17 protein-coding genes and 3 tRNA genes are annotated in these 17,723 nt (G+C 52.2%); 11 read left to right on the top strand and 9 right to left on the bottom strand.

Annotated features, from left to right (window positions below; translation table 11 throughout):
• Positions 1–17 precede the first annotated feature (17 nt).
• The 5 genes from pgsA to nadB all read left to right on the top strand — a co-directional run bounded on the left by pgsA (position 18) and on the right by nadB (position 3,047).
• Complete coding sequence (gene pgsA / locus ACN06F_RS06025) at positions 18–566, top strand: CDP-diacylglycerol--glycerol-3-phosphate 3-phosphatidyltransferase (protein WP_038482886.1); 549 nt, start codon at positions 18–20, stop codon at positions 564–566.
• A gap of 84 nt (positions 567–650) precedes the next feature.
• Positions 651–725, top strand: a tRNA-Gly gene (locus tag ACN06F_RS06020).
• Positions 726–812: 87 nt separating this feature from the next.
• Positions 813–886: transfer RNA gene (locus tag ACN06F_RS06015), tRNA-Cys, on the top strand.
• A gap of 41 nt (positions 887–927) precedes the next feature.
• Positions 928–1,014, top strand: a tRNA-Leu gene (locus tag ACN06F_RS06010).
• 338 nt (positions 1,015–1,352) lie between these two features.
• On the top strand, positions 1,353–3,047 hold the full coding sequence (nadB, locus tag ACN06F_RS06005; RefSeq protein ID WP_433924839.1) for an L-aspartate oxidase: 1,695 nt from the start codon (positions 1,353–1,355) through the stop codon (positions 3,045–3,047).
• Here nadB and ACN06F_RS06000 read toward each other — a convergent pair.
• Together ACN06F_RS06000 and ACN06F_RS05995 are read right to left on the bottom strand one after the other, a co-directional pair.
• Positions 3,024–3,335, bottom strand: a complete 312-nt coding sequence (locus ACN06F_RS06000; RefSeq protein WP_433924838.1) for a hypothetical protein — start codon at positions 3,333–3,335, stop codon at positions 3,024–3,026. The two genes, nadB and ACN06F_RS06000, sit on opposite strands and share 24 nt — an antisense overlap.
• Positions 3,336–3,381: 46 nt before the next feature.
• Positions 3,382–3,675, bottom strand: coding sequence for a succinate dehydrogenase assembly factor 2 (locus ACN06F_RS05995; protein ID WP_009722716.1), 294 nt, complete (start codon positions 3,673–3,675; stop codon positions 3,382–3,384).
• A 205-nt stretch (positions 3,676–3,880) separates the two neighbouring features.
• On the opposite strand from ACN06F_RS05995, the gene ACN06F_RS05990 reads away from it, so the two are divergent.
• The 3 genes from ACN06F_RS05990 to lapB all read left to right on the top strand — a co-directional run bounded on the left by ACN06F_RS05990 (position 3,881) and on the right by lapB (position 5,826).
• A complete protein-coding gene (locus ACN06F_RS05990) occupies positions 3,881–4,177 on the top strand; it encodes an integration host factor subunit beta (protein WP_009722715.1) in 297 nt (98 codons plus the stop codon).
• A gap of 143 nt (positions 4,178–4,320) precedes the next feature.
• A complete protein-coding gene (locus ACN06F_RS05985; protein WP_038482879.1) occupies positions 4,321–4,626 on the top strand; it encodes a lipopolysaccharide assembly protein LapA domain-containing protein in 306 nt (101 codons plus the stop codon).
• Positions 4,627–5,826, top strand: a complete 1,200-nt coding sequence (gene lapB / locus ACN06F_RS05980) for a lipopolysaccharide assembly protein LapB (RefSeq protein WP_433924837.1) — start codon at positions 4,627–4,629, stop codon at positions 5,824–5,826.
• 13 nt (positions 5,827–5,839) lie between these two features.
• On the opposite strand, the gene pyrF is transcribed toward lapB, so the two are convergent.
• The gene (gene pyrF, locus ACN06F_RS05975) at positions 5,840–6,538 is read right to left on the bottom strand and encodes an orotidine-5'-phosphate decarboxylase (protein WP_038482872.1); all 699 of its coding nucleotides are present in this window, start codon (positions 6,536–6,538) and stop codon (positions 5,840–5,842) included.
• A gap of 276 nt (positions 6,539–6,814) precedes the next feature.
• Between pyrF and ACN06F_RS05970 the strand changes: the two genes are divergently transcribed.
• Positions 6,815–7,099, top strand: coding sequence for a ComEA family DNA-binding protein (locus ACN06F_RS05970; protein WP_038482869.1), 285 nt, complete (start codon positions 6,815–6,817; stop codon positions 7,097–7,099).
• 114 nt (positions 7,100–7,213) lie between these two features.
• On the opposite strand, the gene prpF is transcribed toward ACN06F_RS05970, so the two are convergent.
• The 5 genes from prpF to ACN06F_RS05945 form a co-directional block, all read right to left on the bottom strand.
• Complete coding sequence (gene prpF, locus ACN06F_RS05965; RefSeq protein WP_433924836.1) at positions 7,214–8,392, bottom strand: 2-methylaconitate cis-trans isomerase PrpF; 1,179 nt, start codon at positions 8,390–8,392, stop codon at positions 7,214–7,216.
• Between the two features lie 160 nt (positions 8,393–8,552).
• On the bottom strand, positions 8,553–11,192 hold the full coding sequence (acnD, locus tag ACN06F_RS05960) for a Fe/S-dependent 2-methylisocitrate dehydratase AcnD (protein ID WP_038482864.1): 2,640 nt from the start codon (positions 11,190–11,192) through the stop codon (positions 8,553–8,555).
• A 32-nt stretch (positions 11,193–11,224) separates the two neighbouring features.
• Positions 11,225–12,352 carry a bifunctional 2-methylcitrate synthase/citrate synthase gene (gene prpC, locus ACN06F_RS05955; protein ID WP_038482861.1) on the bottom strand — a complete coding sequence of 376 codons (1,128 nt, stop codon included), beginning with the start codon at positions 12,350–12,352 and terminating at the stop codon, positions 11,225–11,227.
• Between the two features lie 57 nt (positions 12,353–12,409).
• Positions 12,410–13,306 carry a methylisocitrate lyase gene (gene prpB, locus ACN06F_RS05950; RefSeq protein ID WP_038482858.1) on the bottom strand — a complete coding sequence of 299 codons (897 nt, stop codon included), beginning with the start codon at positions 13,304–13,306 and terminating at the stop codon, positions 12,410–12,412.
• Between the two features lie 43 nt (positions 13,307–13,349).
• Positions 13,350–14,093 carry a GntR family transcriptional regulator gene (locus ACN06F_RS05945; protein ID WP_433924835.1) on the bottom strand — a complete coding sequence of 248 codons (744 nt, stop codon included), beginning with the start codon at positions 14,091–14,093 and terminating at the stop codon, positions 13,350–13,352.
• 252 nt (positions 14,094–14,345) lie between these two features.
• On the opposite strand from ACN06F_RS05945, the gene pabB reads away from it, so the two are divergent.
• Together pabB and ACN06F_RS05935 are read left to right on the top strand one after the other, a co-directional pair.
• Positions 14,346–15,704 carry an aminodeoxychorismate synthase component I gene (gene pabB / locus ACN06F_RS05940; protein ID WP_433924834.1) on the top strand — a complete coding sequence of 453 codons (1,359 nt, stop codon included), beginning with the start codon at positions 14,346–14,348 and terminating at the stop codon, positions 15,702–15,704.
• Between the two features lie 115 nt (positions 15,705–15,819).
• Positions 15,820–16,440, top strand: coding sequence for a phosphoadenosine phosphosulfate reductase family protein (locus ACN06F_RS05935; protein WP_038482849.1), 621 nt, complete (start codon positions 15,820–15,822; stop codon positions 16,438–16,440).
• A 100-nt stretch (positions 16,441–16,540) separates the two neighbouring features.
• Here ACN06F_RS05935 and cysB read toward each other — a convergent pair whose 3' ends face one another.
• Positions 16,541–17,515, bottom strand: a complete 975-nt coding sequence (cysB, locus tag ACN06F_RS05930; protein WP_038482846.1) for an HTH-type transcriptional regulator CysB — start codon at positions 17,513–17,515, stop codon at positions 16,541–16,543.
• Between the last annotated feature and the right edge of the window lie 208 nt (positions 17,516–17,723).

Here is a 17,723-nt window from a genome sequence, read left to right as displayed (position 1 = left end):
AAGGATCGCGCCCCGCGATGAATATACCCAACATACTTACTCTGGCAAGAATCGTTTTTATTCCACTGTTAGTAGTGCTTTTTTATCTACCTTTCAGTTGGAGTATGCCAGTTGCTGCAGGCTTATTTGCGCTAGCATCAATCACCGATTGGCTAGATGGCTACTTAGCCCGCCGCTGGAATCAATCAACGCCGTTTGGCGCGTTTCTCGACCCTGTGGCTGATAAATTGATGGTCGCGGTTGCACTGGCGCTACTCATTGAGCGCTTTGACACACTGGTATTAACACTGCCCGCATTGGTCATTATCGGCCGCGAAATCGTCATTTCGGCACTACGTGAGTGGATGGCCGAAATGGGCAAGCGAGGTATGGTTGCGGTGTCCTGGATCGGTAAGCTTAAAACAACACTGCAGATGGTTGCCTTGCTCATACTTCTGGCCTTCCCTCCAGGACATGAGTTTGCGCTAATGGGTGTGGTTGTTCTTTACGCTGCAGCCATTCTTACGCTGTGGTCCATGGCGCAGTACCTTAAAGCAGCCTGGCCTCACTTGAGTCGTTCCATGTGATCGACTCTCTAGGCGACTGAACCTCCAGACAAATTCATTAATTGACAAGCGCGTAGCGATGCGTATAATTCGCCCTCGAGTCGAGCGGGAATAGCTCAGTGGTAGAGCATCGCCTTGCCAAGGCGAGGGTCGGGAGTTCGAATCTCCTTTCCCGCTCCAACTTGGATAGCGTGGTAAAGCAAGAGAGGGTCGTGAGCTGGAACGCCAGTCCGATCGAATCTACTTTCTCGCTCCAACGACTTGTTAGGCTGGATGGCAGAGTGGTTATGCAGCGGACTGCAACTCCGTGTACGCCGGTTCGATTCCGACTCCAGCCTCCATTTTAGTGTGGCGATGAATAGCAATATTCCTGCGATGCACTGCCCGGATGGCGAAATTGGTAGACGCAAGAGACTTAAAATCTCTCGGAGGCAACTCCGTGCCGGTTCAAGTCCGGCTCCGGGCACCATATTTAATTAGCACCTCCCCTTCTTTCAGCGGTAAACGTTTCCCATATTGTTTTAAGAGCGCTAGAGAAGCGTTTTTTGTGCTTCTTACAAGGCTCTGCAATTTTTTGATTACCCCTCTTTTTTGCCCCTCCTGTTTTATCCAATCGCCAAATAGCTTACCCCCTCTTAAATATCGCATCAGAGCGTTTAGCGCTATCTATATGCGCTGAAAGCAATTTTTCACAGCCCCTCATCGCCAAGTGACAACAGTCACGCTATGATGCCTTCCTCTGCTGTCTACAGCACGCGAAGCATTTAGCACCCACTGCGTTTGAATGTAAAAAGAGGATCCGGCCCCATGAGCTCGCCAATATCCGACGTACTTGTCATCGGCGGCGGCGTCGCCGGCCTAACTTTAGCCCTTGAAGTTGCTGACCATCTTTCGGTAACCCTGGTTAGGCCTGCTCTGGATGACCAGGGAGCCAGCCGCTGGGCGCAGGGCGGAATAGCAGCCGTACTCTCACCAGACGACGACCTAGATGCCCATGTGCGAGATACGCTCATTGCTGGCGATGGCCTATGTGATGAAGAGGCTGTTCGATTTACCGTGACACACGGCCCAGATGCCATTCAGTGGCTAATCGACAACGGCGTCCCCTTTACACCGGATCCAGACCCGAGCGCCCGCTACCCTTATCACTTAACACGGGAAGGCGGCCACAACGCACGCCGCATTATTCATGCTGACGATGCAACTGGACGCGCGGTAGTCGATACGCTGTACGAAAAAGTCACTTCTCACCCCAATATTACTCAGCGCAGTGACTTAACCATCCTGCACTTAATCAGCGATGCCACAGGCCGCTGTATTGGCGCGGAAGGCGTAGATCAACAACAGCATCAACAAACACTGCTTGCCAAGCACATCGTACTAGCAACAGGCGGTGCAAGCGGCCTTTATCGGCACACCACCACCCCATCACCAAGCAGCGGGGAAGGCATGGTGATGGCCGCTGAACTGGGCGCAAAACTGATGAATCTTGAGTTTCAGCAGTTTCATCCTACCTGTCTGTTTGACCCAGAAGGACCTGCTTTTTTAATTAGCGAAGCCGTACGAGGAGAAGGCGGACACCTGCTAAATGAGGCCGGTCATCGATTTATGCCCGATATTGATTCTCGCGCTGAGCTGGCTCCCAGAGACGTCGTTGCTCGAGCAATCGATTCGCAAATCCAACAAAGCAGCCAAGGGCATGTGTGGCTAGATATCAGCCACCTTGGAGCAGCCGCTATTCGCCACCATTTCCCTACTATTTTGGCACACTGCGCCTCCCGGGGAATTGATATAACCCGCCAACCCATTCCAGTAGTGCCTGCCGCTCATTACAGCTGTGGCGGTGTTGCCACAGACCACCGCGGTGCAACTCACGTCACTAATCTCTATGCGGTTGGAGAGCTTGCTTACACAGGCCTACATGGCGCAAATCGCATGGCTAGCAACTCACTATTGGAGTGTCTGGTATACGCCAGAAGCTGCGCAAAGCACTTACGCACGCAGGAAAAACGCGCACAAACACGCCCAGTTGCACCTAAAGAGATTCTTAGCGATACCCGCGATACAATGCCGCTGCAGGGTCAGCAGTGGTCATCCACGCCCCTGGAAGCCCTGGCGACTATACGTAGCGAACTGCGGGCAACAATGAGCCAGCATGTTTCGATTGTTCGCAGCAATCAGGGGCTAAATATCGCTCACCATAAGCTGAACGAACTTGAGACGCAGCTTAACGACATTCTAAACGGCAGTCTTGACGGTGTTGCTGACAGCTCAAAGAAAGGCTCTAACAACGCTTCTGAAGGCACTGCTGGCAAGCGCAGCCACCCTGAAAGCGTGCGTTTACAGCAAGCACTGTGGCTTGCAAAGTTGACGGTATTAGCGGCACTTCAAAGACATGAATCACGAGGACTGCATTACTCTATCGACTGGCCTAAGCACCAGGAAAATACAGCGGCTTCGGAGATGTCACTTGATCAGCTAGCGCCCGGGACGATGGCATAAACGCCGCAGCGAACGCTGACTGTGTGCTGGCAAGCTATCTGGCCACAACCAAAGCCATTGCGGCCCGACATGGAGCCCGATTAACCAAGGGCCCACGTAATCAGCGTTAACAGGCTGTTCGCTTTCAAGTTCACCCTCTTCCGATAACCACTGCGCACTTAATCGATTGCCGCTTTTCGAAACTCTTAACTCCCCTATGGGTTGATAGCGATACTCACGGCCCAGCAACAGTATCGCGATTACTGCCGCAAGTAACGCTATCCATGGGCCAATAAGCCACGCCGTCACCGCACACAACCCGAATGCCAAGAATGCGTGAAAAGCGCACTGGATTTTAGAGCGTGCGATAAGCAGAGTTATCGGTATTTTCTGCATGCTCTACGATCATCTGCACGATGCGCTTTAATGATGGCTCCTCGGGCCATTCACGACGCATCAACCATCCAAAGAGATCTTGATCCTCTTCCTCAATTAAGCGCTGATAGGCCAACTGCTCATCTTCACTCAGTTCATCAAAGCGGTGTTCAAGAAACGGTATCAGCAGCAGGTCAAGCTCCCACATGCCACGGCGAGAGTGCCAATAAAGCCGTTTACGCAATATGGCTGCAGGGGAAGTATCGTCGTTCAACGTCAGCCTCTCCGGTTACAAAATGAGTCGCCAGTATACCTAAGCCACAGGGTCGCGCCAGCGCCTCACTTCGCCTATGCTGATATTCATTCTAGTACCTTGTTTTATCTGAATTGTTTTATCCTGTTATGCGCAGTATGCTGACTCTGTTGTTATCGAGGTCGCAAGCGCGTCACGGCCATTAAAGTTCGCAGGGAGCCAACCGATGACCAAATCTGAACTAATCGAACAAATTGCGATGCGTCAACCGGAGCTATCCGCCAAAGAAGTAGAAACGGCGGTGCGTATTATTTTAGACGATATGACCGACGCTCTTGCTAGCGGGGGACGGGTTGAGATCCGGGGGTTCGGCAGCTTTTCGCTTCACTACCGAGAGCCTCGTGTCGGGCGCAACCCTAAAACAGGAGACCCGGTCGACTTGGACGGCAAGTACGTGCCGCACTTCAAACCGGGCAAAGAGTTGCGCGAACAGGTAGATGCAAGCCGCGCACTTGGCTATTAATGAGCTAACCGAGGCTACACAACCTCGGCGTTGCCAATAGCAAGGCTCTTTTGATCTTGTTATCCGACTTTATGTGGGATGACGCCGCGCCACGACTCATACACAATAGAGCCATTATGAATGTCACTGACTAGGAAACTCTCATGCGTTGGATCAAAGGGCTGATTCTGGCCGTCATATTGCTGGTTGTTCTACTGGTGGGCATTTTATTTGCCGTCAACAACCAACAAACCATTGCCTTAAACCTAATTTGGGCAGAACTGCCGCCTGTGTCACTCTCTGTCTGGCTGCTTGCTACGTTAACTTTCGGCGTTATCTTAGGCATGCTTGCCATGCTAGGTGTTTACGTACGCCTTAAAGCGCAGCTAGCACGAAGTGAACGACACAATAAGCAACAGCGCAAAGAGCTAGACCGCCTACGCACTCAGGAGCTTAAGGAACTGGCTTAAATGTATGATGCCGTGCTGCTAGGCGTTCTACTGGCAGCCATTGCCATCGGCTTTGGCCTGGGTGTTCGTCACGCTTCCCGCCGCCGCCAGCGCACTCATGACTCTCGCCCATCAGGCTTATCGAGAGAGTACTTTGTCGGGCTGAATTACCTGCTCAATGAGCAGCCCGACGAAGCTATCAATACGTTTGTCAATGCACTGGATGTTAATAGCGATACTGTGGAAACCCACATAGCGCTAGGCAAGCTGTTTCGCGCACGCGGTGAAGCAGACAAAGCCGTTAGCATTCATCAAAACCTACTTGCTCGCCCTGCCCTTTCCACCAGCACTAACGAACATGTGCAGCTTGAGCTAGCACGTGACTTTATGGCGTTAGGCGTTCACGATCGAGCTCAGCGAATGCTGAGAGCGCTGCTGGATAAATCAGACAATGACACCTATCGCCAGGAAGCCAAGCGGCTACTGATCGATTTACTTGAGCGCGAAAAGGACTGGCAAGAAGCACTCGACGTGGCTCAATCACTGTTTAAGCAACAGCCCGGCATGCAACGACCTGCTGCTCACTGGCTATGTGAACTCGCCCAGGAGGAGATACATCAAGCAAGTCGCGCGATCGCCCGCAAGCACTTAAAAAAAGCGCTTCAGTTGGATGAGCGATGCGTCCGTGCGACGTTACTACTTGCTGAACTGGAGATGGATAATGGGCATTACACACGTGCCATTGAGCGCCTAAACCATATTCCCCAGCAGGATATTGCTCACATCCCCACCATGCTGCCCACCCTCCAGCATGCCTATGAGCGTAATAACGACATTCAAGGGTTTGAAACGCATCTTTATCGACTGCTGGGACAAGCACCGTACACCAGCATTATTATCGCCCTCGGAGAGCTCGTTCATCAAAGAGATGGCGTAGATAGTGCTATTGAGCAAACGGGCGAGTGGCTAAGGGAGGCACCCAGCCTGGGTGGGCTTGATTACCTAATCGACCTTTATCATGAAAGCCAACGTTTGAGTGGAAAAACTCCGCCAGACACGCGTTTGCTGTTACTTAAGCACCATACCAATGCCCTTTTAGAGGGCAAAGCCCGCCATCGCTGCCGCCGCTGCGGCTTTGCCAGCGACAGCCTGGCATGGCAGTGTCCTAGCTGCCGCCGCTGGGGCACCATTAAACCTATTACCGGGGTTGATGGCGAATAAGCGATGATTACCGTCAGTCAGCCAGCTCAGCTTCTATGGCTGCTAGCGCCATCATTGGCTCTTCCGCCTGTGTTACCGGTCGCCCAACTACTAAGTGCGTACTACCAACACGCATCGCATCACTTGGTGTCATAATACGCTGTTGGTCATTAGCCGCAGCAAAGCTAGGGCGTATTCCAGGAGTTACCTTCAAAAAGTCGTCGCCACAGAGCGCCTTGATTTGCGCCGCCTCTTGGGCTGAACAGACAACACCGCCTAATCCGCTCTGCTGAGTTAATGCGGCTAAACGCAATACATGCTCTTCCGGCGTCGCAGCTATGCCTACCTCATGCAGATCTTCACTTTGCATGCTGGTTAGCACCGTAACGGCAATAAGATGTGTACTTAGCCCATGATCATCTAAACGCTTAGCGGCCGCTTCCATCATCTTGCGCCCGCCAGAAGCATGCACGTTAACCATCCATACACCTTGCTCCGCTGCCGCCTGCACCGCGCCTGCCACCGTATTGGGAATGTCATGAAATTTTAAGTCTAGAAAAATTTCAAAACCACGACCATGTAAGGCTTCCAGTACCGCAGGGCCACTGCGCGTAAACAACTCTTTACCCACCTTTACCCGGCAGCGCTTAGGGTCAAGCTGATCTGCCATACATAAAGCCGCATCAAGAGAGGAATAATCCAACGCGATAATCAACGGGGTATCAGTAGACACTGTGCTTAACTCCATTTTTCATTTGACAGCATTATAACAGCCATCCCGACCCTGCTGTGTAAGTGATTAACCATTATCAGAGAGCAAAAATCTTACAAACACCGTCGTTAATGTCTTACAGCTCACCTCCTATAAACGTATTAGTTTAGTTAAGGCAAAAGGGTATTGAAGAAACAGTAAACCTTTTTGCATGCGCAAACCGCCACAACCTATCACTCCCAAGTACAACAACCGATGGGAAAGGCGGCTTTAAGGAAATCTATGAGGATATTAACAATGCAAACAACGCTAAAAGGACTATTGGCTGCACTGCTATTGAGCCTAAGCTTAGGGGTTTCGGGCCTTGCATTGGCACAAGACATCGCGCCTATTAATGTGAATACAGCGGATGCTGAGCTGCTTGCTGAGTTGCCTGGCATCGGCCCCAGCCGTGCAGCCGCGATTATAGAAGAGCGCGAAAATAATGGCGCATTTGCTAATGTAGATGATCTCACCCGCGTTAGCGGCATTGGCCCCGCCACTGTTGATCGTATGCGCGAGCAAGTAGCGATTGAAGAGTAAACCGCTAAAGCAAAGATAGTATAAAACTTACATCACTCTAGGTTGAAGCCGCCGTTTAGGGCATTCCCAAAACGGCGGCAAGGCGTCACCTAGTATTCACGCGCGAATAACTCTTTAAAAGCTATCTCCGGGTATGCGTACAGAACCTTCCATTAATACCCGTGCGCTACGGCTCATAACAGCTTGATCAATCTGCCAGCGCCCATCGGCCAGGCTTGCTTTTGCACCTACACGTAGCGAGCCAGAAGGATGCCCAAAGGTCACCGCTTCACGCTCCTCACCACCTGCGGCTAAATTTACTAACGTGCCTTGAATGGCTGCTGCTGCGCCGATGGCAACCGCTGCGGTGCCCATCATTGCGTGGTGCAGTTTACCCATGGAAAGCGCTCTTACCACAAGATCGATGTTTTCCGCACTCACCGCTTTACCACTGGACGCCGTATAGCTAGCCGGCGGGGCAACGAAAGCCACCTTCGGCGTGTGCTGTCGGCTGGCCGCTTCATCAACATGCTTAATCAATCCCATACGCACCGCAGCATGGGCACGAATGGTCTCGAACATGGCGAGTGCTTTGGCATCGCTGTTAATTGCTTCCTGCAGTTCACAACCGGTATAGCCTATGTCCTGGGCGTTAACAAACACGGTGGGAATACCTGCATTAATCAGCGTCGCTTTTAAAACACCAACCCCGGGCACTTCCAAGTCATCGACCAAGCTCCCGGTTGGGAAAATTGCCCCCTCACCATCCGCAGGATCCATAAAGGCCACAGGAATCTCAGCAGCAGGAAAGGTCACACCATCTAGCTCAAAATCGCCGGTCTCCTGCACCTGTCCATTAACAATAGGCACTTTAGAGACAATGGTTTTACTGATATTGACCTGCCAAATACGTACTTCAGCGACACCATTTTGCGGTATTTTGGCGGGGTCAACTAACCCATTAGCAATCGCATAAGGACCTACTGCTGCCGATAAGTTGCCGCAGTTGCCGCTCCAATCCACAAACGGCTTATCAATTGAAACCTGGCCAAACAGGTAGTCCACATCGTGATCTGACGACTCACTCTTGGAAAGAATCACCGTTTTACTGGTGCTTGAGGTTGCTCCGCCCATCCCATCGATCTGCTTTTCATAGGGGTCTGGGCTACCAATCACCCTCATCAGCAGCTTATCTCGTGCCTCTCCCGGCACTCTCGCCGCCTCGGGCAAGTTGCCCAAGGTGAAAAACACCCCCTTACTGGTGCCACCGCGCATATACGTCGCAGGAATACTAATCTGTCCAACATGAGACATAAATAACGCTCCCTAACCATTCTCAATGACGATGCCTGAACATTCTCAATGACGATTATCAATGACTATGTTCACTAATCGAATGCCGAAAAAAGAGCCCGGCGCTTAGCGACGGGCTCTTTCATTAATCGCTTTGGCGCTGCGTTACACGCCAATTTGGCTACGCCGTGGTGGACTCAAGAAAGTCCTGGGCGAAACGCTGCAAGACCCCACCGGCAGAGTAAATCGTGACCTCTTCGGCGGTATCAATACGGCAGATCACCGGCACACGTTCAGTGGTACCACTTTGACGATGAATAACCAGCGTCAGCTTGGCGCGGGGCTGAGGAGTGCCTTCTACGTCGAAGACTTCCGTACCGTCCAGCGCCAAGGTTTTACGTGTGGTGCCCTCTTCAAACTGCAGCGGCATCACGCCCATACCAATTAAATTGGTACGGTGAATACGCTCAAAGCCTTCAGCCACAATGGCTTCAACACCTGCTAGCGCAACACCTTTCGCCGCCCAGTCACGCGAGGAACCCTGACCATAATCCGCACCGGCAATAATAATCAGCGGCTGTTTACGTGCCATATACGTTTCAATGGCTTCCCACATCCGCGTCACGGTGCCTTCTGGCTCAACACGTGCCAACGACCCCTGCAGCACTTTGCCCTGCTCGTCGTGCACCATTTCATTAAACAGCTTCGGGTTCGCCAATGTCGCCCGTTGGGCAGTTAAATGATCGCCGCGGTGGGTCGCGTAGGAGTTAAAGTCCTCCTCAGGCAGGCCCATCTTGTGCAGATACTCACCTGCTGCACTGTCCAGCATAATCGCGTTAGAAGGCGACAAATGGTCGGTGGTGATATTGTCCGGCAAAATCGCCAACGGACGCATACCTTTCAAACCACGTTCGGCAGCCATATTGCCCTCCCAGTAGGGAGGTCGACGAATATAGGTGCTCTGGGGCCGCCATTCGTAAAGCGGGCTGACCTGAACGCGCGCGCTCTTGTCGAGGTCGAACATCGGGATATAGGTCTGACGGAACTGCTCCGGCTTCACGGAAGCCTTCACAATCGCATCGATTTCGCTATCGTCGGGCCAGATATCTTTTAGCGTGACTGGGTTTCCATCATGGTCGGTGCCCAATACGTCTTTCTCAATATCAAAGCGAATCGTGCCAGCAATTGCGTAGGCAACCACTAAGGGCGGCGATGCCAGAAATGCCTGCTTCGCATAGGGGTGAATGCGCCCGTCAAAGTTTCGGTTACCGGAAAGTACCGCTGTGGCGTATAGATCACGGTCGATAATTTCTTTCTGGATGACCGGATCTAACGCACCGGACATGCCGTTACAGGTTGTACAGGCGTACGCCACGACACCAAAGCCAAGTGTTTCCAGCTCATCCATCAGCTTGGCTTCTTCCAGATACATCTTGACGGTTTTCGACCCCGGCGCCAGCGACGACTTAACCCACGGTTTGCGGGTTAACCCTAAGCGGTTAGCATTGCGAGCAATTAAGCCAGCTGCCACCATATTGCGCGGGTTAGAGGTATTCGTGCAGCTGGTAATCGCGGCGATAATCACCGCACCATCTGGCATTCTACCTGCTTGCTCGTCGGCCCTTGCTTTATCCAGGTCGATCGCGATACCGCGCTGGGCCAGCTCCGAGGTGGGCAAATGAGCATGAGGGTTGGAAGGCCCTGCCAAGGTGCGATTAACGCTTGAAAGATCAAAGCGCAGTATCCGCTCATACTCAGCAGTTTTTAGACTATCGGCCCATAGCCCTGTGTGCTTGGCATAGGCTTCAACCAGAGCAACCTGCTCATCCTCACGCCCCGTGAGCTTGAGGTAATCAATGGTTTGGTTGTCGATGTAGAACATCGCCGCCGTGGCGCCGTACTCTGGCGTCATGTTGGAAATGGTCGCCCGGTCGCCTACGGTTAACGCGTCGGCACCTTCTCCGTAAAACTCCAGGTAGGCACCGACGACGCGCTCTTTACGTAGAAACTCGGTAATCGCCAACACCATATCGGTGCTGGTAATGCCTGGCTGCAGTTTGCCAGAGAGCTCTACGCCAACGATATCCGGCAGGCGCATCATCGAGGCACGGCCCAGCATCACGCTTTCGGCTTCAAGACCACCCACACCAACGGAAATAACACCCAGCGCATCAACCATCGGCGTGTGACTATCGGTGCCCACACAGGTGTCTGGATAAGCAATACGCACGCCTTGCTCATCAGGGCGGCACTGCACCACCGGCGACATTTTCTCCAGATTGATCTGGTGCATAATGCCGTTGCCCGGAGGAATAACATCAACGTTCTCAAATGCCACTTTGGTCCAGTTAATGAAATGGAAGCGGTCATCGTTACGGCGATCTTCTACCTGGCGGTTTTTTTCGAACGCGTCTTTCTCAAACCCAGCGTGCTCAACGGCCAATGAGTGATCAACAATCAGCTGTGTAGGTACCACAGGATTCACTTTAGCCGGATCACCGCCCTTCTCAGCGATGGCATCCCTTAGGCCAGCAAGGTCGACTAACGCGGTCTGTCCCAGGATGTCATGGCACACAACGCGTGCCGGGTACCAAGGAAAATCTAAATCTTGCTTGCGCTCGATGAGCTGCTTCAGTGCGTCGGTTAACAGCGTTGGATCGCAGCGGCGTACCAACTGCTCAGCCAACACTCTGGACGTGTAGGGCAGCGTCGCGTAGGCGCCGGGCTTGATATCTTCAACGGCTTGATGCGCGTCGAAGTAATCTACCGGAGCACCCTCTGCCGTCACGCCTGGCAGCGGCTTACGATAATTCGTGTTCATAATGCCTCTCATTAATCACGGCCCGTTAAGGGTTAGTCACGCGCTTCGATGGGCACCCACTCGCTCTTCTCAGGACCAGTGTAGTCGGCGCTGGGGCGAATAATGCGGTTATTGGCGCGCTGCTCAAACACATGCGCTGCCCATCCCGTTAAACGGGACATGACGAAGATTGGCGTGAACAGTTTGGTCGGAATATCCATGAAGTGGTAAGCACTGGCATGGAAGAAGTCCGCATTGCAGAAAAGCTTCTTCTCGCGCCACATAACTTCTTCACAGCGCACAGAAACGGGATAAAGCACACTATCGCCAACGTCTTCAGAAAGCTTCTTCGACCACTCTTTGATAATTTCATTACGCGGGTCAGACTCGCGATAAATTGCATGACCAAAGCCCATGATTTTCTCTTTGCGCTCAAGCATACCGAGCATTTCACGCTCGGCTTCTTCCGGCGAAGCCCAGTTCTCGATCATCGCCATGGCCGCTTCGTTAGCACCGCCATGCAGCGGGCCACGCAACGAACCAATCGCGCCGGTAACACAGGAGTGCATATCGGAAAGCGTCGAGGCACACACCCGCGCCGTAAACGTTGAAGCATTGAACTCATGCTCGGCGTATAGAATCAGCGATACGTTCATAACCCGCGCATGCAGCTCAGAAGCAGGCTCACCACGCAGCATATGCAAGAAGTGACCGCCTACCGAGGCATCGTCAGTTTCAGTATCAATACGAACGCCGTCATGGCTAAAGCGGTACCAGTAACAAATAATCGAGGGCAGTACCGCTAGCAGTCGATCAGAAACATCCTGCTGCTGGTCAAAACTCTCTTCTGTCTCCAGGTTACCCAGCATGGAGGTACCGGTGCGCATAACATCCATCGGGTGCGCATCTTTGGGAATTTGCTCCAGTACGGTTTTCAAAGCATCGGGTAAGCCACGCAGCCCCTTCAGCTTGGTAATGTAGCTATCAAGCTCGGCTTGATTGGGCAGCTTGCCTTTCAGTAATAAATACGCGACTTCTTCAAACTTCGCCTTTTCGGCCAGCTCTTTGATATCAAAACCACGGTAGGTTAATCCGGAACCCGTTTTACCCACCGTACACAGCGCTGTAGTACCGGCGCTTTGCCCACGGAGTCCTGCGCTGTTTTGCGGTTTGTCAGCCATGTCGTGTCTCCTGTTAGCTCTTTTTATATGTTTTAGTATTGATAGTATTAACGGCTATTAAGCGTCTTTTTGCTCAGCAAATAGCGCGTCGAGCTTTTGCTCGAAATCGTGATAATTTAAAAAGTCGTACAGCTCATCGCGAGTCTGCATGGTATCGACCACCTCTTTTTGATGACCGTTATCTAAAATGCTCTGATACACCTTCAATGCGGCAGCATTCATAGCGCGGAAGGCAGACAGCGGATATAGCACCATGCGACACCCCACCTCACCCAGCTCCTGCTGAGAGAACAGCGGCGTTGCGCCAAACTCAGTGATGTTGGCCAGTATTGGCGCATTCACGCGCGAACAGAACGCACGATAATCATCCAGGGTGTGCACGGCTTCGGCGAAGATTGCATCCGCACCCGCCTCCACACAGGCATTAGCACGCTCGATGGCGGCGTCTAAGCCCTCTTTCTGGAATGCATCGGTACGCGCAATCAGATAGAAATCGGGATCAAGTTTGGCATCTGCCGCGGCTTTGATGCGGTCAACCATTTCCTGCTGGGACACAATGGCTTTGTTCGGGCGGTGGCCGCAGCGCTTTTGAGCCACTTGGTCTTCCAGGTGAACGGCAGCAACGCCTGCGCGCTGCATCTCTTTAACGGTACGCGAAATATTAAAAGCACCGCCCCAGCCCGTATCGATATCTACCAGCAGCGGAAGGTCGGTCGCGCCGCAGATACGATGTGCATCTTCTACCACGTCGTTCATGCTGGTCATACCCAAGTCCGGCAAGCCAAAAGACGCGTTAGCCACGCCGCCGCCCGACAGATAAATCGCTTGGTGGCCTACTCGCTCGGCCATCATCGCGGTATACGCGTTAATCGTGCCTAGAATCGGTAAAGGGCGGTTCGCATCTAGCGCAGCACGAAAGCGAGCACCTGGCGTGAGAGTAGATAAAGTGGACATTGGCATTGCTCCTTTAAAAGGCTTGGCGGATAGGCGTAACGAACTAATCCGCTGATGACGTTGATTGTTGTTCAAGAACAGCAGCGTAACGGTCGGCGACGTTGGCTCGGGAAGCGCTAACGTGGCGGCGCATCAGCAACTCCGCCAACTCGGCATCTCCGGCTTCAATGGCATCTACAATACGATGGTGCTCGACAAAGGCGAGCTGGGGCCGCTTACCGCTGGCGCTGAACTGGGTACGGTAAAGACGCACTAAGTAGTAGAGATCATCGCAAAGCAGGTTCATCAGCATTTTGTTATGGCTGCCTTGAACAATGCGATAGTGGAAGTCGAGATCGCCTTCGCGCTGATAGTAAGCTTCGCCACGCTTGAGATCTGCCTGGCCTTCGTGAAGGGCCAACACCTCGCGCAGCCCTTTAATCTCCTCGGCAGACATATGCTCAGCGGCCAAGCGGGCTGCCATGCTCTCAAGCGCTTCGCGCACATCAAACAACTCAAGCAGCTCTTTCATTGAGAGTTTGACAACGCGAGCGCCAACGTGAGGAACACGCTCAATTAGACGGTGCGCTTCTAAACGCCGCATGGCTTCACGCAACGGACCGCGAGAGATACCGTACGTTTTAGAAAGCCCCGGCTCGGTAATTTTGCTGCCCGGCGCCAGCTCTCCACGTACAATAGCGTCTTGAAGCTGGTGAAAGACCCGCTCAGCCAGCGTTCGGACTTCTGGCGAGGTCTGATCACTGGACGAATCAGCTGTAGAACGAGAAAGAGTAGCAAGTGAGGTCATGGCTAATTGTCGACAATTATGGGGTAGGAGAACTTTAGCCCGCCACATTTGTGCCGTCAACTAGTCAAAATGGTCGATTTTATTCACCTTTCGTGTAACCCAGCCATTTATTCTTGGGTTAATGTCAACAATCATGCTCTTTCCGTTAACTGTGTTTAACCTACCGTGAGAAAGACGTCAGTGGTTAACACTGGTGTCATCAATTAACGACCTCTAGAATGCGTTGCCTTCCATCGGCCTGGCGTTTGCTTCATGACATCGGCGTTGACCATTAAAGCCCTGCCCTACTCTCCTACTCCACTGGAGATCTTTGCTCACCTGCGAAAGCGTCATGGTGCGGTATTACTTGATAGCGGCCGCCCATCAGCAAACGGGCGCTACGACATTATCAGCAGTGATCCGTTAGCTACGCTAGAAGTCATGCCTGATGGACAAACTCACTTCATTTCAACGCAGCTGGACCTTCCTTCGGCACTCGCTGGGGATATGACCGCCCAGCAGCAATGGATGCTTGAACAGCTACCCAGCACAGATTTCCCCAGCGAGCTGCCTTTTTTAGGCGGCCTGATGGGTTATTGGAGTTATGACCTAGGACGTAATAACCTCGCGATTCCCAGCCGCCACCCCAATGTTACCAATCTGCCATTGGCACGTTTGGGGCTTTACGACTGGTGCATTACCTTTGATCACGAAAAGCAGGCAACTTGGCTCATTGCAACAGCAACTCGTCAACAGCAGGTCATGAAATGGCTAGCTCAGCCACCTGCCAGTGTTGATAAAGACTTTCACTTAACCAGCCCCTTTCAGGGCGAGCTAAGCCAAGCGGATTACACCGAACGTTTTAACTCTGTTCAACACTACATTAGTGCAGGTGACTGCTATCAAATTAACCTTGCTCAGCGGTTTACAGCGAGCTATGAAGGCGATGAATGGCAGGCTTATCTACGCCTTCGTAAGGCAACGCCGACGCCCTTCTCAGGCTTTATGGCCTGGGAAAACCAGGCGGTACTCTCACTTTCCCCTGAACGCTTTATCCAGTGTAAAGACGGGCGAGTGGAAACGCGCCCAATTAAAGGCACACGACCACGCGGGAAGTCGCCGGAGGAGGATATCGCCCTAGCCGAACAGTTATTAAGCAGCACGAAAGACCGCGCGGAAAATGTCATGATTGTTGATTTGCTGCGCAATGACTTGGGAAGAGTATGCACTCCTGGGTCTATTCGTGTACCGCAGCTATGTCAGTTAGAGAGCTACCCCAACGTGCATCACCTGGTAAGCGTGGTTCAAGGTCAGCTCGCCAAACATCGCTCACCGCTATCTCTGCTGACAGCAGCGTTTCCTGGCGGCTCTATTACTGGCGCGCCTAAAATACGCGCCATGCAAATTATCGACGAGCTGGAGCCTTGCCAACGCAGTGTCTATTGCGGAAGCCTGGGGTACATCGATAAACGGGGCAGCATGGACACATCAATTGCGATACGCACCATGGTGGCAGATGCAGGCAAGCTAAATGTTTGGGGCGGCGGCGGATTAGTAGCCGACTCTAGAGCAGACGAGGAGTATACAGAAACGCTGGATAAAATCCGCCATCTAATCGGCGCTTTGGAATAAATAACAAAATTCTTAAATCAAAAAGGAATATAAAAGCCAAACCAAACGGTATTGGGGCTAAGCCCCTCCTCTTTGATAGCCTAGTGTCATACTCGAACTTATGACAGGAGGCAGCATGTCTTCAGCGCTTGACAGCATTAACCGTGATTTTGCCAATAATCCCCAAGATCTTATCAAGTGGGCGCTTAGCCAAGGCGAGCGGCCTATTTGCACGACCAATTTTCGGCCGTTTGAGGCGGTGATTCTGCATATGGTCACTCAGGCACGTCCAGACATACCCATCGTATGGATGGATAGTGGCTATAACACTGAGGCCACTTACCAATTCGCCGATGCCTTAATCCAGCGGCTGAACCTAAACATGGTCAGCTTTATTCCGCAGCGAACCCGTGCTCACCGTGAAGCGCTAGAGGGGGCAATGCCCAGCATTGACGACCCACGTCACGCAGCCTTCACTCAAGAAGTAAAGATTGAGCCGTTTGAGCGTGCCCTACGGGAAATGCAGCCGGATGTCTGGTTCACCGCACTGCGGGCAGAGGACACCCCAGAGCGGGCCAAAATGCAGCCTGCCAGCCGTAACAGCGATGGCTTATTAAAAATTGCCCCGCTGCTGCAGTGGACAGCAAAAGATATGTACTACTACCTTGAGGCACACGACCTGCCCAACAACTTCGACTACTTCGACCCCACCAAGGTAGAAGACAAGCGTGAGTGTGGCCTGCATTTACAGCACTGAGATAGAACGCCCAGCGCTGATTAATACAGAACTGTGATAGAAATGGTGAATAGCGCCCAGACACCCACGTCAAGCGCTATTCACCCACTACTCGATGCTCCTAATGCTCAGGAAGCTCTACTCCCTCAAACAAGTCATGCTCAAAACGTGGGCCAGCCAACAAGGCTTCATCTACCAAGTCTCGGGTGAGATGAGGTGCAAAGCGTACTAGGAAATCGTACATGTAGCCGCGCATAAAGGTACCACGACGAATCCCAATCTTAGTCGTAGAACTCGCAAATAAATGGCTTGCATCCAACGCGACCAAGTCTTCATCTAATACCGGATCAACCGCCATATGGGCAACGATACCAACGCCCATTCCCAGTCGCACATAGGTTTTAATCACATCAGCATCGGCGGCCGTTAACACCACATTAGGTGTAAGTCCCTGCGCTTTAAACGCATCATCTAACTGCGAGCGGCCGGTAAACCCAAACACGTAAGTCACTAATGGATGTTCGGCCAACGCTTGAAGGGACAGCGGCTTGTCTATCGATGCCAGTGGGTGGTCTTTAGGCACTAAAACGCAGCGATTCCAGCGATAGCAAGGTAACAACACTAAGTCGGTGAATAGCTCTAGCGATTCGGTGGCAATTGCAAAGTCGGCCTGACCTTCACTAACCATCTGAGCGATTTGCTTGGGTGTGCCCTGCTGCATATGTAGGGCAACATCAGGATACTTGAGAGTAAACTCGCTGATGATAGGAGGCAGTGCATAGCGCGCCTGAGTGTGAGTGGTAGCAATCGACAAACTACCCCGACGCTCGTCGCTGTGCTCTTGGGCAACTTGTTTGATGTTTTCGGTCAGCTTCAACACCTGACCTGCCAGCTCAATGATTGACAGCCCAGCAGGTGTTACGCGAGTAAGGTGCTTTCCGCTGCGTGCAAAAATCTCCACACCTAGCTCATCTTCAAGCAAGCGTATCTGCTTGGAAATACCCGGCTGCGAGGTAAATAAACTCTGCGCGGTGGCTGACACATTCAGGTTGTGTCGATTGACTTCCCAGATATAGCGAAGTTGCTGTAGCTTCATATCCTCACCTTATTATCTATGCAGGAAGCACGTTGAAGCGCATCCTCGCGCCGCTGCTGTCTTGCCTTCCCGCGAAGCACTTAGAGGTGAAGTACTTGGTGGGCGGCACGCCTCATACATACAATTTTGAATAAAAAAATATCTTATAATTCACTTATAGTATAAAAAATAGCCGTTACGAACACCCCTTAATTTTTCATAATGGCTG

Origin of the sequence: Vreelandella sp. 21 (assembly GCF_050995515.1) — a bacterium.
GTDB classification, from domain to species: domain Bacteria; phylum Pseudomonadota; class Gammaproteobacteria; order Pseudomonadales; family Halomonadaceae; genus Vreelandella; species Vreelandella alkaliphila.
This window is presented reverse-complemented; position numbering and strand designations above follow the sequence as displayed.

Bases quoted from the DNA above. Each gene is read 5' to 3' on its own strand.
- pgsA (WP_038482886.1), top strand. From the start codon at position 18: ATGAATATACCCAACATACTTACTCTGGCAAGAATCGTTTTTATTCCA.
- nadB (WP_433924839.1), top strand. From the start codon at position 1,353: ATGAGCTCGCCAATATCCGACGTACTTGTCATCGGCGGCGGCGTCGCC.
- ACN06F_RS05990 (WP_009722715.1), top strand. From the start codon at position 3,881: ATGACCAAATCTGAACTAATCGAACAAATTGCGATGCGTCAACCGGAG.
- ACN06F_RS05985 (WP_038482879.1), top strand. From the start codon at position 4,321: ATGCGTTGGATCAAAGGGCTGATTCTGGCCGTCATATTGCTGGTTGTT.
- lapB (WP_433924837.1), top strand. From the start codon at position 4,627: ATGTATGATGCCGTGCTGCTAGGCGTTCTACTGGCAGCCATTGCCATC.
- ACN06F_RS05970 (WP_038482869.1), top strand. From the start codon at position 6,815: ATGCAAACAACGCTAAAAGGACTATTGGCTGCACTGCTATTGAGCCTA.
- prpF (WP_433924836.1), bottom strand. From the start codon at position 8,392: ATGTCTCATGTTGGACAGATTAGTATTCCTGCGACGTATATGCGCGGT.
- acnD (WP_038482864.1), bottom strand. From the start codon at position 11,192: ATGAACACGAATTATCGTAAGCCGCTGCCAGGCGTGACGGCAGAGGGT.
- prpC (WP_038482861.1), bottom strand. From the start codon at position 12,352: ATGGCTGACAAACCGCAAAACAGCGCAGGACTCCGTGGGCAAAGCGCC.
- prpB (WP_038482858.1), bottom strand. From the start codon at position 13,306: ATGTCCACTTTATCTACTCTCACGCCAGGTGCTCGCTTTCGTGCTGCG.
- ACN06F_RS05945 (WP_433924835.1), bottom strand. From the start codon at position 14,093: ATGACCTCACTTGCTACTCTTTCTCGTTCTACAGCTGATTCGTCCAGT.
- pabB (WP_433924834.1), top strand. From the start codon at position 14,346: ATGACATCGGCGTTGACCATTAAAGCCCTGCCCTACTCTCCTACTCCA.
- ACN06F_RS05935 (WP_038482849.1), top strand. From the start codon at position 15,820: ATGTCTTCAGCGCTTGACAGCATTAACCGTGATTTTGCCAATAATCCC.
- cysB (WP_038482846.1), bottom strand. From the start codon at position 17,515: ATGAAGCTACAGCAACTTCGCTATATCTGGGAAGTCAATCGACACAAC.